20 protein-coding genes are annotated in these 19,484 nt (G+C 38.3%); 15 read left to right on the forward strand and 5 right to left on the reverse strand.

All coding sequences use genetic code 11. From position 1 onward, the window contains the following. Positions 1–111: 111 nt before the first annotated feature. The 7 genes from dapF to ATHSA_RS07530 are packed head-to-tail and all read left to right on the forward strand — an operon-like array spanning position 112 to position 6,498. Complete coding sequence (gene dapF, locus ATHSA_RS07500; protein WP_161848487.1) at positions 112–816, forward strand: diaminopimelate epimerase; 705 nt, start codon at positions 112–114, stop codon at positions 814–816. Next, entirely contained in the window at positions 809–1,705 is an 897-nt protein-coding gene (dapA, locus tag ATHSA_RS07505) for a 4-hydroxy-tetrahydrodipicolinate synthase (RefSeq protein ID WP_161848488.1), read from the forward strand. Before dapF ends, dapA begins: the two co-directional genes overlap by 8 nt. After that, positions 1,705–2,364, forward strand: a complete 660-nt coding sequence (locus tag ATHSA_RS07510) for a 4-hydroxy-tetrahydrodipicolinate reductase (protein ID WP_161848489.1) — start codon at positions 1,705–1,707, stop codon at positions 2,362–2,364. The genes dapA and ATHSA_RS07510 overlap by 1 nt, the downstream gene beginning before the upstream one ends. Continuing rightward, positions 2,361–3,065, forward strand: coding sequence for a 2,3,4,5-tetrahydropyridine-2,6-dicarboxylate N-acetyltransferase (gene dapD / locus ATHSA_RS07515; RefSeq protein WP_161848490.1), 705 nt, complete (start codon positions 2,361–2,363; stop codon positions 3,063–3,065). The genes ATHSA_RS07510 and dapD overlap by 4 nt, the downstream gene beginning before the upstream one ends. Then, positions 3,062–4,261, forward strand: coding sequence for an aspartate kinase (locus ATHSA_RS07520; RefSeq protein WP_161848491.1), 1,200 nt, complete (start codon positions 3,062–3,064; stop codon positions 4,259–4,261). Before dapD ends, ATHSA_RS07520 begins: the two co-directional genes overlap by 4 nt. 10 nt (positions 4,262–4,271) lie before the next feature. Then, positions 4,272–5,420 carry an aspartate aminotransferase family protein gene (locus ATHSA_RS07525; RefSeq protein WP_161848492.1) on the forward strand — a complete coding sequence of 383 codons (1,149 nt, stop codon included), beginning with the start codon at positions 4,272–4,274 and terminating at the stop codon, positions 5,418–5,420. Further along, complete coding sequence (locus ATHSA_RS07530) at positions 5,407–6,498, forward strand: M20 family metallopeptidase (RefSeq protein WP_161848493.1); 1,092 nt, start codon at positions 5,407–5,409, stop codon at positions 6,496–6,498. The genes ATHSA_RS07525 and ATHSA_RS07530 overlap by 14 nt, the downstream gene beginning before the upstream one ends. Before the next feature lie 16 nt (positions 6,499–6,514). On the opposite strand, the gene ATHSA_RS07535 is transcribed toward ATHSA_RS07530, so the two are convergent. After that, complete coding sequence (locus tag ATHSA_RS07535; protein WP_161848494.1) at positions 6,515–6,793, reverse strand: hypothetical protein; 279 nt, start codon at positions 6,791–6,793, stop codon at positions 6,515–6,517. A gap of 91 nt (positions 6,794–6,884) precedes the next feature. Between ATHSA_RS07535 and ATHSA_RS07540 the strand changes: the two genes are divergently transcribed. The 8 genes from ATHSA_RS07540 (at position 6,885) to ATHSA_RS07575 (ending at position 13,870) form a co-directional block, all read left to right on the forward strand. Beyond that, positions 6,885–7,553 carry a response regulator transcription factor gene (locus ATHSA_RS07540; RefSeq protein ID WP_161848495.1) on the forward strand — a complete coding sequence of 223 codons (669 nt, stop codon included), beginning with the start codon at positions 6,885–6,887 and terminating at the stop codon, positions 7,551–7,553. A gap of 1 nt (position 7,554) precedes the next feature. Then, positions 7,555–8,904 carry a sensor histidine kinase gene (locus ATHSA_RS07545; RefSeq protein ID WP_161848496.1) on the forward strand — a complete coding sequence of 450 codons (1,350 nt, stop codon included), beginning with the start codon at positions 7,555–7,557 and terminating at the stop codon, positions 8,902–8,904. A gap of 77 nt (positions 8,905–8,981) precedes the next feature. Beyond that, positions 8,982–10,643 (forward strand): MFS transporter, encoded by a 1,662-nt coding sequence (locus ATHSA_RS07550; RefSeq protein WP_161848497.1) that lies wholly within the window; start codon positions 8,982–8,984, stop codon positions 10,641–10,643. Positions 10,644–10,703: 60 nt separating this feature from the next. Beyond that, positions 10,704–11,378 (forward strand): hypothetical protein, encoded by a 675-nt coding sequence (locus ATHSA_RS07555; RefSeq protein WP_161848498.1) that lies wholly within the window; start codon positions 10,704–10,706, stop codon positions 11,376–11,378. A 5-nt stretch (positions 11,379–11,383) separates the two neighbouring features. Further along, positions 11,384–11,707 carry a hypothetical protein gene (locus ATHSA_RS07560; protein WP_161848499.1) on the forward strand — a complete coding sequence of 108 codons (324 nt, stop codon included), beginning with the start codon at positions 11,384–11,386 and terminating at the stop codon, positions 11,705–11,707. A gap of 21 nt (positions 11,708–11,728) precedes the next feature. Then, the gene (locus ATHSA_RS07565; protein WP_332066505.1) at positions 11,729–12,019 is read left to right on the forward strand and encodes a hypothetical protein; all 291 of its coding nucleotides are present in this window, start codon (positions 11,729–11,731) and stop codon (positions 12,017–12,019) included. Beyond that, complete coding sequence (locus ATHSA_RS07570) at positions 12,016–13,185, forward strand: ABC transporter permease (protein WP_161848501.1); 1,170 nt, start codon at positions 12,016–12,018, stop codon at positions 13,183–13,185. Before ATHSA_RS07565 ends, ATHSA_RS07570 begins: the two co-directional genes overlap by 4 nt. Next, on the forward strand, positions 13,178–13,870 hold the full coding sequence (locus tag ATHSA_RS07575; RefSeq protein WP_161848502.1) for an ABC transporter ATP-binding protein: 693 nt from the start codon (positions 13,178–13,180) through the stop codon (positions 13,868–13,870). Before ATHSA_RS07570 ends, ATHSA_RS07575 begins: the two co-directional genes overlap by 8 nt. 86 nt (positions 13,871–13,956) lie before the next feature. On the opposite strand, the gene ATHSA_RS07580 is transcribed toward ATHSA_RS07575, so the two are convergent. From ATHSA_RS07580 to ATHSA_RS07595, 4 genes are read right to left on the reverse strand one after another with little or no spacing between them, the layout of a single operon-like run. Next, positions 13,957–14,649, reverse strand: a complete 693-nt coding sequence (locus ATHSA_RS07580; RefSeq protein WP_161848503.1) for a polyhydroxyalkanoate synthesis regulator DNA-binding domain-containing protein — start codon at positions 14,647–14,649, stop codon at positions 13,957–13,959. 18 nt (positions 14,650–14,667) lie between these two features. Then, a complete protein-coding gene (locus tag ATHSA_RS07585; protein ID WP_161848504.1) occupies positions 14,668–15,819 on the reverse strand; it encodes a hypothetical protein in 1,152 nt (383 codons plus the stop codon). A 10-nt stretch (positions 15,820–15,829) separates the two neighbouring features. Further along, entirely contained in the window at positions 15,830–16,588 is a 759-nt protein-coding gene (locus tag ATHSA_RS07590) for an outer membrane lipoprotein-sorting protein (protein ID WP_161848505.1), read from the reverse strand. A 1-nt stretch (position 16,589) separates the two neighbouring features. Beyond that, positions 16,590–19,361 (reverse strand): efflux RND transporter permease subunit, encoded by a 2,772-nt coding sequence (locus ATHSA_RS07595; RefSeq protein WP_161848506.1) that lies wholly within the window; start codon positions 19,359–19,361, stop codon positions 16,590–16,592. Positions 19,362–19,484: the final 123 nt, after the last annotated feature.

Below are 19,484 nucleotides of genomic sequence, written 5' to 3' on the forward strand. Positions count from 1 at the left end.
GAAGTACGTCAAGCAACCGCCCGGTGGAGCGGAAGTTTGATCGTGCTTTTTCCATATCCACCGGGCCACATCGAAAAGATGTGGCCTTTTTATTTGAAGAGGAGGTGAAGAATGAATTTTTTCAGGTACAACGCAACAGGCAACACATTTATAATCTGTGACATTTCGAATTCTAAAGTAACAGACGAAGAAAAAAGCAAGATAGTCATCGAAAGGGTAGAAGATCGAGACGGGATGATCTTCGTAGAGAAGAAAAAAGGCGAATTTTTTATGGACTATTTCAACCGTGACGGGAAAAGGGCCGCTTTTTGTGGTAACGGATCGAGAAGTTTTGTCAAATATCTTCACGATTCAGGACAAATAGTTGATAAGGTTATCTTCAATTCATTCTCCGGCTACGTTGAGGGAAGAATAACGCCAGAAGGCGTTATGGTAAAGATGCCACCTTTGAAAGTTGAAAGGATAGATAAAAAAGGATATTACGTCACTGTCGGCGTACCACATTACGTGATCTTTTCCAAGGACATAGAAAAGATAGATGTTGAAAATGAGGGAAGAAGATTAAGAAATGAGTTAGACGCGAATATCGATTTTGTAGAGGTAGAAGGTGATTCAAGAATAAAGGTTAGAACTTACGAAAGAGGCGTTGAAAAGGAGACAAAGGCATGCGGTACCGGATCGACCGCAAGTGCTTACGTCGGGAGAATGATCAATAACTGGGATGATTCAGTTACCGTTATCGTTAGAGGAGGAATTCTCGAGGTCGTATTTGATGGAAATGACATATATCTTAGAGGAGGCGTTGAGAATGTTTAGAGGAGTGGGAACTGCGATCATAACTCCATTCAAAGATGGAGAGTTAGACATGGAAACTTACGTGAGATTGGTGAATTTCCAGATCGAAAATGGCGTCAGAGCGATATTCGTTCTTGGAACTACGGGAGAATCCCCGTCTGTAGAAAATGATGAAGTTGACCGTCTTGTAAGCAAAAGTACCGAAATTTGCAAGGGCAAAGTAGAAGTCATAGTCGGCGCGGGAACAAATGGCACAAAAAAGACAGTTGAGATTATAAAACGTGTCGAAAAGTACGATCCAGAAGGAGTCCTTGTTGTGACACCTTATTATAATAAGCCTACCCAAAGGGGCCTTTACGAACATTACAAGTACATCTCTGAGCGTACAGATATGAACGTGATAATTTACAATGTGCCATCGAGGACTGGGGTCAATATTCTTCCAGAGACTGTCTACAAAATAGCATCTGATTGTAAAAATGTCAGAGGATTGAAAGAGGCAAATCCAGACATAAACCAGATCGACATGGATATACTCACTCTCAAAAGTATTGAGAATTTCAGAATATACTCGGGAAATGACGACTCTGCCTTCCATTTGCTTTGCTCGGGTGGAGATGGCATAGTCTCTGTCGCTTCAAACGTGATTCCTCGCCAAATGCAGGAGATGTGCGATCTTGTCTTTTCTGGAAATGTAGAGAAGGCAAGAGAAATTCACATGAAATATTTTAATTTCTTTAAAGCACTTTTTATCGAATCAAATCCAATTCCGGTAAAGGCCGCCATGTCCATGATTGGATTTGGTAATGGAGAATTGAGATTGCCCCTCGTCAGCGCTAATGAAAAAACCATCGATACATTGAAAGAAACGATGAGAAGATCCGGAATATTGAAAGCAGAGGTGGCGTAATGAACTTTGGAGTAGTTGGCACTGGGAAGATGGGAAAGGAGATAATCGAGACATTTCAGGATGCCGGCCACAAACTTGTCCTGAAGGTCAACAGTTCTGGACAGAAGATGGAAGGTGTTCCAGATGTCATCGTTGATTTTTCAAGACCTGAAGCCCTTAAAACAACGCTGTCGATCTGTTACGATCACAAAATCCCTCTCGTCATAGGTACAACCGGCCTTGGACAGGAAGAGATGGAAGAACTTAAAAAAGCATCAAATCATTTTCCAGTCGTTCAATCTTACAATTTTTCCATTGGAATAAATTTAATGCTTAAGATCCTTTCACAATTTTCGATCTATTTGAACGGATGGGACACGGAAATTTTCGAAATGCACCACTCTTCCAAAAAAGATAAACCTTCCGGTACTGCCTTGATGATAAAAAATGCACTTGGAAGAGAAGTACCAATTCATTCTCTCAGAATAGGCGGCGTTTACGGAGATCACAGATTAATCTTTGGAAATACAGGAGAAATAATAGAGATATCCCACAGGGCATTGTCAAGAAAAGTATTCGCAATGGGGGCGTTAAAAAGCGCGGAATGGATAGTAGGAAAAGCACCCCGGTTTTACGCATTTGACGAGATAATCGAAAATATGAAAGGCGTGGAAAAATGAACACAGACGAGATAATAAACCTTATATCCAATTCAAAAAAGGTGACTCCTGTGAAAGCCTTTATAAAAGGCGATCTTGGCGGAATCGACTTTGGGAGTCTTGAATTTTTTGGAGATGAAAAATTTGGAATCCTCTTTGGAGAATACGAAGAGGTAATGAAAATCGTAAATAGCGGGAAAATAAATGGGTACCATCTCGAAGTCATCGCGAAAAATTCTGCCATTCCACTTTCAGACATTTTGAAGTACAACGCAAGAATAGAGCCCGGCGCGATAATAAGGGACATGGTCGAGATAGGAGACGGTGCCGTAATAATGATGGGCGCGATCGTAAATATAGGCGCAAGCATAGGAAATGGAACGATGATAGACATGAATGCCGTAATCGGCGGCAGGGCAATTATAGGTCAGAGGTGTCATATAGGCGCAGGTGCTGTGATAGCCGGTGTGATAGAGCCACCGAGTGCAACGCCGGTTATGATAGAAGATGACGTGCTTGTTGGTGCAAATGCGGTAATTTTGGAGGGAGTTCATGTCGGAAAGGGAAGCGTTGTGGCGGCCGGTGCCGTTGTGATAGAGGATGTACCTCCATACCACGTCGTTGGTGGAGTGCCTGCAAAGATAATAAAAATTGTCGACGGAAAAACGATGTCAAAGTCACAGATTGTGGAAAGTTTGAGAAATCTTGGGGGCCAAAAATGAATGTGATCGTTCAAAAATACGGTGGATCTTCCGTTGCAGATACTCAAAGAATTAAAAACGTTGCAAAAAGGATAAAGGCGAAGATAGATCAAGGGTACAAAGTCGTTGTCGTCGTATCGGCGATGGGAAAGACGACAGATAATCTAATTTCTCTTGCAAATGAGTTGAGTAAAGATCCGAATCCGCGGGAAATGGATATGCTACTTTCAACTGGAGAGCAAATATCCATTGCCCTTCTTTCGATAGCGCTTGAGGAGATCGGGGTGTCTTCAAAATCTTTCAACGCATTTCAGATCGGGATAAAAACAACTAACAATCATACTCAGGCAAAGATAAAGGACATAAATGATGAGGTCATTTTCAAAGAATTTGAAGATCATGATGCCCTCATAATCGCAGGCTTTCAAGGCATAGACGAGATGCAGGATTTGACAACGCTTGGACGTGGTGGATCGGATACGACTGCAGTTGCATTTGCCGCAAAGTTGAAATGCGATTGTGAAATATACAGCGATGTGGATGGGATATACACATGCGATCCCAAGATGTACCCTAATGCAAAAAAACTGTCTTACATAACTTACGATGACATGTTAGAACTCGCTTCTTTGGGAGCAAAGGTTTTGCATTCAAGATCGGTCGAAATTGCCAAGAAATACGGTGTAAAGATTTATTGTGCATCTTCATTTACAGATACGGAGGGGACTTACGTGGTAAAAAAATTGCCTGAATGGCTTGAACAGCCCGTCGTTACGGGCGCAACGATCGAGAAAAATCAGACAAAGATCACCATTTCAGATCTTCCAGACGACGATCTTTTAATCTCGAAAATTTTTGAAAGACTTTCCAATTTAAATGTGAACGTGGATATGATATCTCTTTTCTCCGATGGAGAAAAAATGCACCTTTCATTTACGATCGTCGAAGATCACAAGGAATCGATGATGAATTCTTTGAAGGAATTGGTAGGTCAAGGAGCAAAAATAACCAACGATGGATATTACACAAAGGTCTCTATAGTTGGCGTTGGCATGAAATCGAGCACCGGAGTGGCTGGCCGCTTCTTTTCGATTCTTTCATCTCTTCACGTTAAACCCGTCCTTGTTACAACATCTGAGATAAAGATTTCATGTCTTGTCGATCCACAAAAGTCTGGAATCGTTTTGGAAAACCTCGCAAAAGCCTTTGATCTCTGAGGTGAGAGATATGAATCAATATTTAGTGGATCTTTACAAACCATTTCCAATAACCGTTGAAAGATCAGAACGTATATACATTTACGATTCAAAAGGGAAAAAGTATATCGACACCTTTTCTGGAATAGGAGTACTCGCCTTTGGTCATTCAAATGAAGAGATAAAACGCGCGATGAAAGAGAAGATAGACAGATACACCCATCTTTCGAATTACTTCACAGATCCGGATGCAATAGAGGTTGCGAAAATGATCGTAGAAAGGACCGGAAGGCGCGGAAAGGTATTTTACGGAAATTCTGGAACGGAGGCGAATGAAGCGGCTCTAAAGGCTATAAAAAAGAGAAAGGGAAAGATACTCTCTTTTAGTGGAAATTTTCACGGAAGAACGATAGGATCCCTTTCTATAACTGGCTTTGACAATCTTTCAAAACCATTTCTTCCATTGATCGAAGATGTGGACTTTCTCCCATTTGGAGATTCAAAGGCCTTCGAAGATTATATGTCAAAAAGAGGAAGTGATGTTTCGGCAGTCTTTGTCGAGACATTGCTTGGAAGTGGCGGGCTTAAGATGATCGATGACCAATTTGCAAAGAAGGTTATGGAATCGAAAGAAAAGTACAAATACATTCTTGTCGCCGACGAAGTTCAATCTGGCCTCGGAAGGACTGGAAAGTTTTACGCGCACGAACATTTCAACATAAAGCCGGATATAATAACGGTCGCAAAATCAATAGGAGGAGGACTTCCACTCTCTGCGACAATCTTTTTAGATGAATACTCGGATATGTTCTCACAGGGCGAACATGGATCAACCTTTGGACCCAATCCTGTCGCACTTGCGGCGGCAAAGGTTGTGCTGTCGAAATTGAATGCGGAATTCATAGACGAAGTAAGAGAAAAGGGAGAGTATTTCAAAAGAAATCTAAGTGTCATGCCGGTCAAAGAGGTAAGAGGCGTGGGATTGATGATAGGTGTCGAAATTCCATTTCAATCGAAAGATATAATTGCGGCAGGATTAAAAAACGATTTACTTTTGAATGTTGTGAATGGAAACACGGTAAGATTCCTTCCGCCTCTCGACATTTCCTATGAAGAAATGAATGAAATACTTGAAAGGTTTGAAAAAACACTTGAGGCATTGAAAAATGGACTCGATTGAATTAAGGCGTCTTATACACCAAAATCCGGAACTTTCATTTCAGGAATACAAGACCCAAGAACTACTCAAAAAGGCGGTAGAGGAGATCGGAGTCGAAGTTTACCCGATCGCTCAAACGGGCCTTATCGCGATCATAAAGCGTGTAAACTCTCCGTACATACTTTTAAGGGCAGACATGGATGCCCTTCCCATTAAAGAGAAAACTGGATGGAAATTTTCTTCCCAAAACGATTACATGCATGCCTGTGGCCATGATGTCCATATGGCTATCATGTACGAAGTTATGAAGGCAATCTACAAGTGGAATGGAAATTTTATCTTTGTCTTTCAGCCGGCAGAAGAGAGCGGCGGAGGAGCGAGCCGAGTTATAGAAGAGATAAGGGATAAATACGAAATATCTTGTGCGATCGCAACTCACGTGACCGATGAATATCCATTCGGAACGGTTGCGACAAATAGAGGTGTGATCTTTGCAAGTGCGACAGAGATAAATCTAACCTTTACAGGAAGGCCGGCACACATCGCGTTCTACAAAGATGGAATAGATGCGATAAGGGCCGCATCAAACTTTCTTGAGAAATTTTATTCTGTCGATTTCGGTGAAAATGCAATCGCTGGATTTGGGAAGGCTTTCGGTGGACAGGCAAGAAATATAGTTGCAGACGAATTTCAACTTCAGGGCACAATAAGAACGGACACCGTTGAAAAATCTCGTATGGTTTACGAAAAGATATATGAAATCGCGAAAGATATTTGTAAAACAACTGGATCCAATTTTTCCTTGGAAAAAGGGAGTTTTTATGTGCCCGTGAATGTCGATGAAAGGATGTTTGAGATATTCAAGAAAACAGTAGATAAAAGCGAATTTGAACTCGAAATGTGCAAAATGAAATACACCGGGGAAGATTTCGGATTTTTCTCTCAAGAATATCCTTCTCTTATCTTTTGGGCGGGAACGATGGAAAAGACGCGATACGGACTTCACAATCCTATGTTTTTACCAGATGATAAGGTTATAAAGCCAATTGCAAATCTTATAGTTTCTTACGTAAGAGAGATAATGGAAAACGCGCACTGAAAGTGCGCGTTTGAGTTCAATAATTGCCCTGGAAATCTCCGTTTTGTACAACCTCTGATTGAACGTTATCCATATCATTTGCCGGCTCATTTAGACTTTCGGCATTCTCTGGAGTTTCAGACGCTTCTGAAATTGAATCTTCTTGCAAAGGTGCCGAGACAGAGGTTGACATTTGTGATATTGCAGTCTGAGTTGAAGAATTTGAAGAGGCAGTTGTTCCTGATCCGTTTGCAAAGACGAAAACTCCCAAACTTAACACCGCCGCTATGGTCATCAAAATTATCCATTTTCTCATTTTTTCACCTCCTTTGTCTTTTTCAGTCTCAATATACCCTGCGGAAATTAAAAATAAATTAGAATTTTGACTTCGATGGTAAAATTAAGATATGAAGGTTTTGATAGTCGAGGATAACTTGGAACTTTGCAAAAATTTAGAGGAAATCTTTTCTGAGAATGGCTTTATCGTTGATACGGCTCACGACGGAGAGAAAGCGATTGATTTGCTTTTTTCTTCAGAATACGATCTCGTCATCCTCGATATAATGCTTCCCAAAATGAGTGGATGGGATGTGTGTCTCAATGCAAGAAAGGCCAAACTAAGAGTTCCGATTCTTATGCTTACGGCCAAAGACGCGGTCTCTGACAAAATAAAAGGCCTCGATATGGGAGCCGACGATTATCTTGTAAAGCCGTTTGACATCGGAGAATTGCTTGCAAGATCGAGGACCTTGATAAGAAGAAATGCGTGGACAAAGAGCAACACAATAGAGATTAAAAATGTCAGAATCGACACACTTGGGAAGATCGTTCGAGTGGATGACAAAGAAGTTAAGTTGAGCAAAAAAGAGTACGATATCTTGCTCTACCTTGCCATAAATCGTGGAAAGATCGTCGAAAGAGAAGAGATAATCGACCATGTATGGGAGACAGGCTTTGAAATGTACAGTAATGTCGTGGATGTCTACATCAATTACATAAGGGAAAAATTCAAAAAGCAAGGTGTGGATGATCTAATAGAAACGATCAGAGGAATAGGCTACAGAATAAGAGGATGACATGAAGAGCATAAGATTTAAGGTGATAATCTGGTTTTCAGTGACTATTTCGGCGGTCTTTTTGGTGATTGGATTTTTGATATACAATCTTCAACTTAGCACCTCTTACAAAACCTTTGACGATTATTTGATTTCAAATGCCAATCGCGCCGCAAATTATTTTAAAAATCTCCCGGATAACTCAGTATCGATTCAAGCATTTATAAACAACATCGGAATTTCTGACGTGTCCTATTACATCTTTGACTCCAAAGATAATCTCATTTTTTCTTTTGCCCCGGATCAGGAAAATGATCTCACCTTAATAAAAAATGCCTTCAAAAAATATCTTCTTATTCATGAAAAGATCCTTACCCTCGAAGATTCAAATGGATCTGGAGAGAACATTCAGCAATCCAATCCGCAAAGGATATTTGTCTTGCCATTTGAAAAAGGCGGAGAAAATTATTATCTTGTCGCCTCAAGGCAGATGGAAGAGTTTAGATCTACAAACCTTGGGATTTCATACTGGCTTTTAATCGGATTGATAATTGCTTTTATAATCATAATGTCAGGTGGCCTTTTGATAATAAGCAAGGCACTTAAGCCAATAGAAGAGATGTCTTCTCAGGTCAAAAGAATAAAGACTGACAATCTATCCGAAAGAATAAATGTAAAAAAGTCAGCAAAAGAGATAGAAATTCTTGAGCAATCGATAAATTCCGCGCTCGATAGGATCGAATCCGGCGTCAAGACTATCGAAAGATTTTCATCTATTGCCGCCCATGAACTTAAAACTCCAATTTCTGTGATAAAAAGCGATGCACAGATTGCGATGAAGAAAAACTCTATAGAAGAATTGAAAAATGTGCTTGCAAAGATATCGCAAAAATCTGACGAGATGTCAAAATTAATAGACACTCTTCTTTTAATCTCGAAGGTTAAAAATGTGCCGGTAAATTTTGAAAATCTAAATGTGAATGAGATTACATTTGAGGCCGTTGAAGATCTGATAAGACAATATCCCGATAGGATAGAGTTCTTACCCAGCGGAAATTCATATATAAAAGGCGATGAAAGTCTTCTCAAAGAAATGATATTCAACGTTGTCGAAAATTCATGTAAGTACACAGATAGAAGGGTAAAGATCGAAATAGGAAATAATTGCATTACGGTATCCGATGAAGGACCTGGAATGGATGAAGAGACAAAATCCCATCTTTTCGAAGAATTTTTCAGAAAAAGAACTGACGTTCCAGGTTTTGGATTGGGATTAAGCGTTGTTAAATACATAGCGGATCTTCATGGAATAAAAATACATGTAGATTCTTCTCCCATCAGAGGCACGAAGATAAATTTCATCTGGAAATAAAAATCATTTGCAAAAATTAAGATTTTGATCTATAATACCATGTAGTCAGTATTTTTAATCAAAAAAGAGGTGAAAATATGAAAAAACAAAATACGGTTCTTTTGCTGCTTTTTATCTTTGGGATATTCATGGGTGCCATAGATTCTGGTATTGTGTCTCCTGCGAGAGTTATAATAGGAAACAGTTTTGGAATAGATCAAAGTTTAGGTATATGGATGATAACACTTTACACGCTCATATACGCGGCATCAATGCCTATAATGGGAAAGTTAGGGGATAGGAGGGGATACAAAAAGATATTCATAATAGGCATAATCATCTTTGGAATAGGTTCTTTTCTTTCGGGAATGAATAACTTCTTTGGCAATTTCTGGCTTTTTCTCCTTTCGAGATCGATTCAGGCTCTCGGAGCCGGCGGTATGGTTCCGATAGCAACGACGGCCGTCAGCAAGATCTTTCCGGAAGAGAAAAAAGGTACGGCACTCGGAATAGTCGGTGGAGTTTATGGAATTGCGACGATAGTGGGACCAACGATTGGAAGTTTTATACTCTCGATAGCGGGAACGGACAAATGGGGATGGCTCTTCTTTATAAATGTGCCTATAAGTATACTTGTAATTCTACTATCTTTGACCGTTAAAGAAATAGAGATAGAGAAAGCATCAAAGAAGTTAGACATAACTGGATCCATTCTTTTAGCCGCCTCGATAGGAAGTTTGATGTACGCACTTACGAATTTGGACTTTTTCAATCTCTCAAACTCGATTCGTGATTTAAACGTCTATCCTTTTCTTATAGCCTTTGCAGTACTCTTCCCGTTGATGCTTTTATTCGAAAGCAAAAATGAAGATCCAGTCTTCAACACGAAATTTTTGACAAACCCGAACACGTTTTTCATTATGATGACCGCTCTTGTCGTCGGTATAGGAATGATGGGGCTCATATTCATCCCGCAATTTGCCGAAAACATCCTAAAACTTCCAGCAGGCACAGGCGGATATGTCGTCACCCTTTTGGCAATATTTTCAGGCATAGCGGCTCCACTTTCAGGAATTCTCGTCGACAGGCGTGGGGCAGTCTTTGTTATGTCGATAGGATTTGTCTTTAACATAGCGGGAGCGCTGTTTTTGGGATACGTCACGACGTACATGCTTAATTTTGCCGGTCTGCTTATAGGACTTTTCATGATGGGAATCGGAATAGGCTTTACTCTGGGAGCACCTTTGAACTACATGATACTCAAAAGCGTTGATTCGGAAAACTCAGCCTCAGCCCTTGCAAATCTTTCCTTGATGAGATCGATAGGAGTAACAGTTGCTCCAAATGTGATGGTGGGATTTTTGGTACAGGCCGGAAAGGGCCTTCAGACCAATCTTACCCAAACTCTAAGCAATGCTGGAATAAAAATACCGCCAATAAAGATGGATTCTCAAGCCGCCAATGCCTTTGCATCCCTTCAAAATGCAGATGTTACGAATATAGTTACCAAACTCGAAGATGTGCTTAACAAAGTAATTCCTTTTCCTCTCAACAAATTAGTCGTAAATGACGTTCAAGGTGTAAAGGACAAAATCCAGCAAACATTTCAATCAACGATAAACACGGGATATACGGAGATGTTTTTGACAACGGCCATTATCTCTTTGATAGGGTTGATCTTCGTTTTAATGGTTGGAAAGTTGAAATCGCCGGTTGTTACCGGTGCAAAAGAAATTTTGGAAGAGAAAATTCAAGACTGACCGACCGGTTTCTTAAGAATAATTGTATAATAAGTTAAATATATCGAAAGGAGATATAAAATGAAATATAAATTTTTAGTATTTTTACTCGCTTCATTGGCAATGGCATCGATTGCCTTTGCACATGCACCTATCGTTTCGACGATGTCGGGATCGGACATATCGAACGCCATTCCGATAAATCACATAGAGATATCACAAGTTTTGTACAAAGTCTTCGATCACAACAACAGTTTTCTTTGGATGACCTTTGAAGGCAAGAAAGGACAGAGTTTGTATTTTCAGCCAGGCGTTCCAAAGATAGACAAATTCAAAGATTTAAAACCCGAGGTTGTTATAGTCGGACCTGGTCTGCCAAAGGCAAATGATCTGCCTTTTGAAATTCCATCCGGCATGGGTGCGCTTGTATTCACGTCAACAGGCACACCGACCGTTTTTTATGAACCCGTAACGGATACATATTCGTGGATATATTTCAACCAGACGATAACCTTGCCAGAAAGCGGAAGATATTACATAGTCTCATTCTTTCCTCCTTCAGGTGAGGCCGGAAATCTTTTCATTGCCGTTGGAAAGATAGAACAATTCAGCCCACAAGACATAGTAAACGTCTTCAACATACTTCCGCAAATAAGAGCATTTTATGGCCTTACAGGCCTTCCCGGCTGGATGAACGCGGTAATAGACATTTCTGCGGTTGGGTTGGTATTTTTAATTGCTTTCATTTTCAGGTGATGTGAATGGAAATATCTGATCTCAAGTCCAATCTTTATGCTGGAAGAAAAAAAGAAAGTGTAGAATTATTTATCTCGGCACTTGACAGTGGAATTGATGTGATCGAACTCTACAAATTATTTGCCAAAATTCTCAACGAATGGGAGTGCGATTACGAGTTGGATCCTTTGTGCATATGGAAAGAGCATGTGATGTCTTCGATCGTCAGAACATGCATAGAATGCGCATATCCTTACGTAATAAAAGCAAAAATGCCGGACATGGATCTGACCTGTGCAGTTTTCTGTCCACAGGAAGAAGAGCACGAACTTGGACTTAGAATGAGTTAAGATATCTTTACGCTCAACGGTATCAAAACCGTTTTTGCCGGAAAAGAAGTGCCCCTTGAAACATTTAAAGAGGCCATAAAAGCCGAAAAATTCGATATGTTGTCCATAAGTATAACCAACCACTACAATCTTGTTTATCTTTGCAAGTTCATAGATGAACTAAAAAGATATTCTCCCAAGACTAAAGTGATCGCCAGTGGTCGCGCATGCGTTAAAAATCCCGAATACACCAAAAAATGCGGGGTAGACTTTCTCTTTGCCGATTTTGATGAACTTGTAAAATTTTTAAAAGATCTGAGGGGATCAAAATGAGTTTACCGTTCAAAATTGCTTTAAGATTCATACGATACAACAGATCCCAGTCGATTTTCATAATTTTAAGCATAGCGATAGGGATATCCGTTCAAATATTCATAGGCCTTTTGATCCAAAGCCTTCAGACAAGTTTGGTACAAAGTACGATAGGCAATTCATCACAAATAACTATTGTATCTAAACTTCAAGGAACACCTGTAAGCAGTTGGGATGGGATAATTCAAAAGATAAGTTCGGATCCTGCATACAACAAAGAGATAAAATACCTTTCTCCGTCCGTCGATACGCCGATCTTCATTTCGGAAGGTTCCGCAATAAATTCACTGCTTTTGAGAGGGTTCGATTTCAAAGCCTCCGACCCCATATACCATTTCAACTCACACATCATAGAAGGGACACTCCCCACAAATGACAACGAAATAATGATAGGAAAGCAATTTGCAAAGGATGCCAACTTAAGCGTTGGGAAGACCGTGACCGTGTTTACGGCAAAAAGACAGTTGAAGATACTTAAAATAAGCGGTATCTTTGATTTCAACGTATCGGCCATAAACTCATCGTGGGCCATTTCGAATTTGCAAACGGCCCAAAATATAGGCGGATTTGGCAATAACGTAAGCAGCATAGAAATGCAGGTTGTGAACGTCTTCGATGCCAAAAAGATTTCTGAAGAGATCGCTCAAACGCTTAACAATCCTTCGATAAAGGTCGAAAACTGGGAAGATCAAAATGCGGATCTTCTTACCGGTCTTCAGGGCCAAAGCATTTCAAGCATAATGATTCAAGTCTTCGTCATAGTGGCAGTTACACTTGCGATAGCAAGCGTGCTTGCCATAACTGTCTTGCAAAAATCAAAAGAAATAGGGATATTGAAGGCAATGGGCCTTACAGACGGGAAAACGGGTCTTGTCTTTTTGTTTCAAGGATTAATTCTTGGAATCATAGGCGCTCTTGCCGGTGCCGGCTTGGGACTCGGACTGTCCTTCATGTTCGCAAAATTTGCGGTAAATTCCAACGGGACACCGGTCGTGCCGCTTGAGATAAATTACTTCTTTGTACTCATATCCATGATAATAGCGATAACCGCATCCGTTGTCGCTTCCATAATACCTGCCAGAAGTTCGATAAGCCTTGATCCGATAGAGGTGATAAGAAATGGCTGACATAATAGTTCTCAAAAGCATAAACAAATTTTACACATCGGGAAAGATGAAATTTCAGGTACTCCACGACATAAATCTGTCCTTTGAAGAAGGATCCTTTAATTCAATAATAGGGCCTTCTGGATCCGGAAAGACCACATTAATGAATATAATGGGAATTCTCGACAAACCCCAATCAGGTGAAATAACCATAGACGGAGAAAGAATAGACAGGATAGAAAAGAAAAGGCTTGCATACATAAGAAATCAAAAAATAGGATTTGTCTTTCAATTCCATTATCTTCTGCCTGAATTCACGATATACGAAAATGTCCTCATGCCATACCTCATGAAAGATTCAAAACCAACAAAAGAGGTGATGAAAAGAGCCGAAGAACTCATCGATCTCGTCGGCGTTTCCAAAATAAAAAACAACATGGCAACGGAGGCTTCTGGCGGCCAGCAACAAAAGACCGCTATAGCGCGTGCTCTTATGAACAATCCAAAGATAATACTCGCGGACGAGCCGACGGGAAATCTTGATTCTCAAAGCACAGAAGATATATACGCGCTTTTAAGACAGATAAACAAAAAATACAACACGACCTTTATAATAGTAACCCATGACAGAAGAATAGCCGAAAGGACAGACAGAATTGTGGAAATTTTGGACGGCAGGATAATATCCGATATCAAAAAATTTTGATTTATAAATAAAAGGGCCCGAAAGAGCCCTTTGAAAAAGGTGAAAAAAGTATTGAGTGAAGATCCTCATAAGGGCTTTTGTTGCGATTATGGGATCGTCCACATCCATGATTCAACTCCGTCTTTTTGTTTGACGTTTAAAAAGTTTTTTCTTACAAGGTTATCTCTTACATTCTCGAAATGCTCTAAAGACCAATTTAGAGATTTTGCCGCTTCTTTTGGATTTACAATATTATCACTTGCTTTTGACTTTATGTAAACTATAAGTTCGTCATAACTGAGAAGACTGGTTAACTTTAAAAGTTCATTCCATACTTTTCTCTGCTCTGATTCAACGATCGCTTTTTCTATTTTGACATTTCTTTCTTTTAAAATATCATACAATGTTTTTTCAACGTCTATGGCTATCTCGGCGTTTATAACACCTTCATCGGCCAATTTATTGACAATTTTATTTAAAGTATCTCTATCGGTCGAAGCAAGTTTAAGAAGATCATATATGACCTCGAGAGATCTTTTCACCTTTATCATGTTTATCTTATTCTTGATAAGATCAAGAGGTGATTCACCTGAAATATCCAGAAGTTGTCTATTATGATCAAAATGTTTTTGAATCAGTGTCGAAATTACATGATCTGTAACATCTTCTCCGTTTTTATCAATAACTTTAACAATATCGCCAGCATTTATCATCCTGGCGATATTGTCTAAAGTTGTAAAACACTTACGGGTGGTATCGTAAAGTTTTCTGTTAGAATACCTTTTTATAATTACATTCATACTTTAAGTATAACATTTTTAGAAATAAACTGTACCATTTACATACACTTCACTTTCGCTCGAATTAGAAGAATAGTAGGTATCATTTCCAGCGTAAAGGGATCCTCCGATATTTATTTCGACATTTTGGACAGGAGTGTATTTAAAATTTCCATTAACAGCATATCCAAATTGCATGTTATTCGTAAAACCAACCGAGGCCATGCCGCTGAACTCCAAAGAAGAATTAAAGGTTTTCGTATCATAAACAGAAATCGCATTTTCGGGATCATTGATATTTTGACCAGGTAATCCTCTTTCAATTTCAATCCCCATATTTTGATTAAAAACATAGCCGTTAATCCCAAGTGAACCATTAAAATTAATCTTTGAATTTTGGTAGGTGATCAATCCTTCGCCGTAAAAATTGTAGTTTTGATTAAACGGAAATGGACCCGAAAACTCCATTCCGCCAGCATTCAATTGAGCATTGTAAAGAGTAGGGGTTGAATTCAAAATTTCAACAGAATATGCATGATCAAATCCATGGTACAGATCGAAATATAAGTTGTAGTTACCTGCAAACATTGAGTATCTAACTCCTAATTGAAAATTAGACGGTGACATTGGGACAAAATAGACTGATTTTAACGGAAATGATTGAAGAATATCAGGGGTGAAGATCGGTATGAGATCGATCTCTAAAGAATTGCCATTTTGGTACCAGTATATTGCTTGAAATCCAGTTACGGATTCTCTAACAGGTGATGTGGCAAATAAATCTGCAAAATTGTAGGGTTCTATAAGATTTACAACGTTAAACAACGGAGAGGTTCCCCAATCTGTGTAATATTTTCCGACTAAAAAATTTGAGTTTTGTCCATCATACTCGATGTAAAGTTCGTTAAAGTATAAATTAGCCATGCTATCCTGAGCAAAAATAGGAGAATTGCAATTCGACGCAAAAATATCAGATATCGATCTTGACTGTGTGAGGGTAAATTTTACCTTCGCAGTAAAATTATTCCCGATGTTAATCGAAGATTCATTTATTTCGTTAATCGCCTCAATAAACTGTCCATTCATATATCGCAGTATGTATTCTCCGCTGCTATCTATGGAAGGCGATGCAAGAATTACATTTGCTGTAAAGATTATTAAAAGCATTAACAATGGAATTGATTTTTTCATTTTCTCACCTTCAATAATTCAGATTTGGCTCGAACAAAGTTCTTACAGAGAAGAAAGATTCTGGTATGTCTATGTTAGATTGGATATTTTCTATCTCCAATCTTGTTTCTGAACTTCCATCGGCCATTTTCATATCTATTTGTTTGTACGACCAGTGGCCATCGAAATTGGTAAGATCCTTGCATATCATAGTTTTGTAAAGGGAAGTTCCTTTATAAAATTCTACTTTTTGCGGAAGCATGTGATCGATTTCTATTGTCATTATGAGTTTAGAATATTCGAAATTTGTGTTTGGCTTTGAGGTAACTTCCAAAATATAGCACGTAGCACTTTTCGAAATAAGATCGTAATTTGCATTTTGCTCTTGAGCGTAAAGCAATGAGAGATCGTTAAATGTGAAATCAGATCCTGCAAATTTCGAATTTTTGGATGATCCCGCTATTCTTTCAATTCTATGATAGGCCGGCATGTAAAGATATTCATCGTTAGAACCCAAACTCAAAAATGACATACCTTTTATGCTTTCGGGAGAGACAAAACGTATAAGCGCATATTTTTGATCTGTAGATTTGTTGTAAATGTAAATGAATAGTGTATAACTGTCTACCTGACCATTTTCAGATATCTTCATGTTCATTTCTATTTTCTGGTTTTTAAAATCTGAATTTTGGTTTATGACCTGGTTTATAACCTCCTGACCGGTCATCGAAAATGCAACAATCCACGTTGTAACTAAAATACCGAGAAGTACAAAGAAACTTTTTTTCATGTTATTTCACCCTTTCTTTCTTGAATTTTTTATTTAAAAAGTCTTCTCTCAAAAAAGACAATAAAGATGGAAGTAGGATTATCACAAGTACCAAAGAAATTATCATGGTCGAAATCGTCAGTATGGCAAATTGTTTCAATCCTCCTATTGTAGAGAAGAAGAACATTGCAAATCCTGCGGAGGAAGAAATAGAATTCAAAAGTAGACCCTTTCCCGAGGTTGAAAATGTCTTAATTATGGCGTCGCTAATGCCATTAGATCTACCGTATTCTATTCTGAAACGACTGAAGATTTGAATTACGTAATCGACACCGACTCCAACTGTCATGGAGGCAATTGTAATGTTTATGGCATTCAAACTTATACCAAAAATACCCATAATACCAAAATTAACGATCATTGTTAAAAGCACCGGAAAAATACCGATTAATCCCATAAGCCATGAATTTGTTTGAATCATCAACAATACAAACACAAGTATGATTGATATAATCATCGATTCACATTGATCGTTTATTATAATGGACGAAACATAATTTGTCAGTATTGGAACACCTGTTAATTTAACATCAAAGGAATTTGAGCCATTCGGATCGTATACGGGTATTTTTCTGCTGGATAATGTCCATGACAGATTATTGACTTCTTCGTCTGAAAGACCTTTTACATTTGAAAGCAGTGATTTGGCGTAATCTTTTCTTGCAATCTGTGCTAAAACAGAATCCTGAGATTCTATTACCGGAGAGATCATTGATGTGTTATCAGGACCTATCTTGCTATTAAGGTTATCTTCAAGAGTTTTATTCGAATATCCCTCTTTGAAAGTATCTAACAACGCCATACGGAGATCAGATGTTGAAAATCCAGATATCATTCCATAACTGCCAATCATATCTGTCAAATAATTGACCAAATTCGTTGCATCTTTTGATAATACAGTTTCGTTACTTGATAAAAGAATTCTTGATACTATGGAATCTATGTCCGTACTGTTGTAGTCTAAATTAAGCGATTTCATATAATCTGTGACATAATTTTCCATCGATAAAATGGCAGACTTAACTTCAACCGGACTTGCTGAATCTAAATTCACATACGAATATCTTTTGTAAATGTTTGAATTTATAAAATCAGTCAATGAATCTTGAAGTGCTTTTATTTTTTTACTTGATTCAACATTGACTCTTAGTAAGACTATGCTCTCGGTTGCACCTGAATTGACGATTTCAGAAAGATTGCTTCCTTTCATCAAAAACCAAAGGTTTTGGATTTTGCTGTCAGAAGAAGGTATGTAGTTTTGACCGTTAAATTTATCATTCATGTTCTGAATAACTCTGGCAAGTGAATAAGATCCTCCTACAACTTTAAAATTATTCTCTGCATAATTAGAGATTAAAATCTCGCTTCTTAAAAGATAGGGATCAAGGGCATTTCCCTTAAAATCTACGATCACAAAATCAGATCCGCCAAATTGATCGTTGAAGAAGTTCATAGAATGACCTATTGAATTGTTATTACCAACAAGTTTATTCAGACTCATATCTGGACTAACTTTGTATATGAAAATAGATATTCCGGCGACAATCGCAATTGCAATTATCATGGATGACAATCTGTGCTTGAGGATATTTTTTGCAATCTTGGACCAAAAAGAAATTTCACCCTTAGATTGAGATACATTTTTGCAATAGAATGATGATACCGCAGGTGTAAAGATAATATTGATTATAAGGGCATAAAAGATACCGAGAGCAGTGAAAATTCCAAAATACCTTATAGGATCTATGCCGACGGTTAAAAGTGATAGAAATGCTATTATAACAGTAAAAGCGCTTAAAGATATGGCAATGCCGATATCTCTTAAAGTATTTGAAGTTCTAACGACATGATCTGAATCTCCTTCTTCCATGTATTTGTTCACTATGTATATTCCGTATGCATTGCCGAGTGCGATAACTATAATTGGCATAGCGACATCTGCAAGGGTCATCGTCATTCCAAGTAAATGGATGGTACCCAATACCCATATTGAAGACATTATGACGGAGATTAAGGGAAGGGCAAATCCTATTAAATTTCTAAAACTGAGTAAAAGTACTAATGCTATCGCAAGAAGAGCGAGCGGAATTAAAATGCTGATATTGTGTATCGCTATACTTTGAGCGTAAACGTCTGAAGGAGATAAACCTGAAAAGTAAATTTTTTCAGCGGTAGAATTATTTTTTATAAAAGTTTCTATTTTCTTCGTAATAGAGATACTACTTGCCGGATTCGTGAAATTGGGCAAACCTACCAGTATTATCGTTGATTTACCATTTGGAGAGACAAATTGTCCCTTAAAAATAGGGGAATGTGTTACTTCATACTCCAACGCTGCAGATTGGTTTGACGTTTGTGGAATGCTTTTTGATATTGTAGATATTTCCATTGATCCGTTCACATTAGTTATCCACGGAGCATTTGTAAGAGACATTACAGAAGTAACATCTTTCATTTTTGATAATCCATTTGTCAAATCTGAAATGTTTTGTATGGATGATTTTGAAAAGAGATCCTTGTATTCAAGTCCAACAAGAACAAGATTATTCATTTTGAAATTGTCCAGAACGTTTTTCAAAAAAAGATTTTCGGGATTATTTTGCGGTACGTAAGTTGTTATATCATCAACGATCTTTATTTTCATGGCTTGATATCCCATGAAAATAGTTACACCTACAAACAACACAATAATCAAGATTCTATGTTTTGCAATCCAAGTTCCAAGTTTTGGCATTTTTACCCTCCATCATTTTTACGCGTTGCATAATTATGCACTGCATAAATACTAACACGGCTTTTTGTCGTTTATGTTAATAAATATGGCAAATAGATGGAAGAAACGGTAATATTTTTATTA

It is taken from the genome of Athalassotoga saccharophila (assembly GCF_009936215.1).
GTDB classification, from domain to species: domain Bacteria; phylum Thermotogota; class Thermotogae; order Mesoaciditogales; family Mesoaciditogaceae; genus Athalassotoga; species Athalassotoga saccharophila.

Bases quoted from the DNA above. Each gene is read 5' to 3' on its own strand.
- ATHSA_RS07595 (WP_161848506.1), bottom strand. From the start codon at position 19,361: ATGCCAAAACTTGGAACTTGGATTGCAAAACATAGAATCTTGATTATT.
- dapA (WP_161848488.1), top strand. From the start codon at position 809: ATGTTTAGAGGAGTGGGAACTGCGATCATAACTCCATTCAAAGATGGA.
- ATHSA_RS07550 (WP_161848497.1), top strand. From the start codon at position 8,982: ATGAAAAAACAAAATACGGTTCTTTTGCTGCTTTTTATCTTTGGGATA.
- ATHSA_RS07535 (WP_161848494.1), bottom strand. From the start codon at position 6,793: ATGAGAAAATGGATAATTTTGATGACCATAGCGGCGGTGTTAAGTTTG.
- ATHSA_RS07585 (WP_161848504.1), bottom strand. From the start codon at position 15,819: ATGAAAAAATCAATTCCATTGTTAATGCTTTTAATAATCTTTACAGCA.
- ATHSA_RS07520 (WP_161848491.1), top strand. From the start codon at position 3,062: ATGAATGTGATCGTTCAAAAATACGGTGGATCTTCCGTTGCAGATACT.
- ATHSA_RS07510 (WP_161848489.1), top strand. From the start codon at position 1,705: ATGAACTTTGGAGTAGTTGGCACTGGGAAGATGGGAAAGGAGATAATC.
- dapD (WP_161848490.1), top strand. From the start codon at position 2,361: ATGAACACAGACGAGATAATAAACCTTATATCCAATTCAAAAAAGGTG.
- ATHSA_RS07590 (WP_161848505.1), bottom strand. From the start codon at position 16,588: ATGAAAAAAAGTTTCTTTGTACTTCTCGGTATTTTAGTTACAACGTGG.
- ATHSA_RS07575 (WP_161848502.1), top strand. From the start codon at position 13,178: ATGGCTGACATAATAGTTCTCAAAAGCATAAACAAATTTTACACATCG.
- dapF (WP_161848487.1), top strand. From the start codon at position 112: ATGAATTTTTTCAGGTACAACGCAACAGGCAACACATTTATAATCTGT.
- ATHSA_RS07525 (WP_161848492.1), top strand. From the start codon at position 4,272: ATGAATCAATATTTAGTGGATCTTTACAAACCATTTCCAATAACCGTT.
- ATHSA_RS07540 (WP_161848495.1), top strand. From the start codon at position 6,885: ATGAAGGTTTTGATAGTCGAGGATAACTTGGAACTTTGCAAAAATTTA.
- ATHSA_RS07555 (WP_161848498.1), top strand. From the start codon at position 10,704: ATGAAATATAAATTTTTAGTATTTTTACTCGCTTCATTGGCAATGGCA.
- ATHSA_RS07580 (WP_161848503.1), bottom strand. From the start codon at position 14,649: ATGAATGTAATTATAAAAAGGTATTCTAACAGAAAACTTTACGATACC.
- ATHSA_RS07560 (WP_161848499.1), top strand. From the start codon at position 11,384: ATGGAAATATCTGATCTCAAGTCCAATCTTTATGCTGGAAGAAAAAAA.
- ATHSA_RS07530 (WP_161848493.1), top strand. From the start codon at position 5,407: ATGGACTCGATTGAATTAAGGCGTCTTATACACCAAAATCCGGAACTT.
- ATHSA_RS07570 (WP_161848501.1), top strand. From the start codon at position 12,016: ATGAGTTTACCGTTCAAAATTGCTTTAAGATTCATACGATACAACAGA.
- ATHSA_RS07545 (WP_161848496.1), top strand. From the start codon at position 7,555: ATGAAGAGCATAAGATTTAAGGTGATAATCTGGTTTTCAGTGACTATT.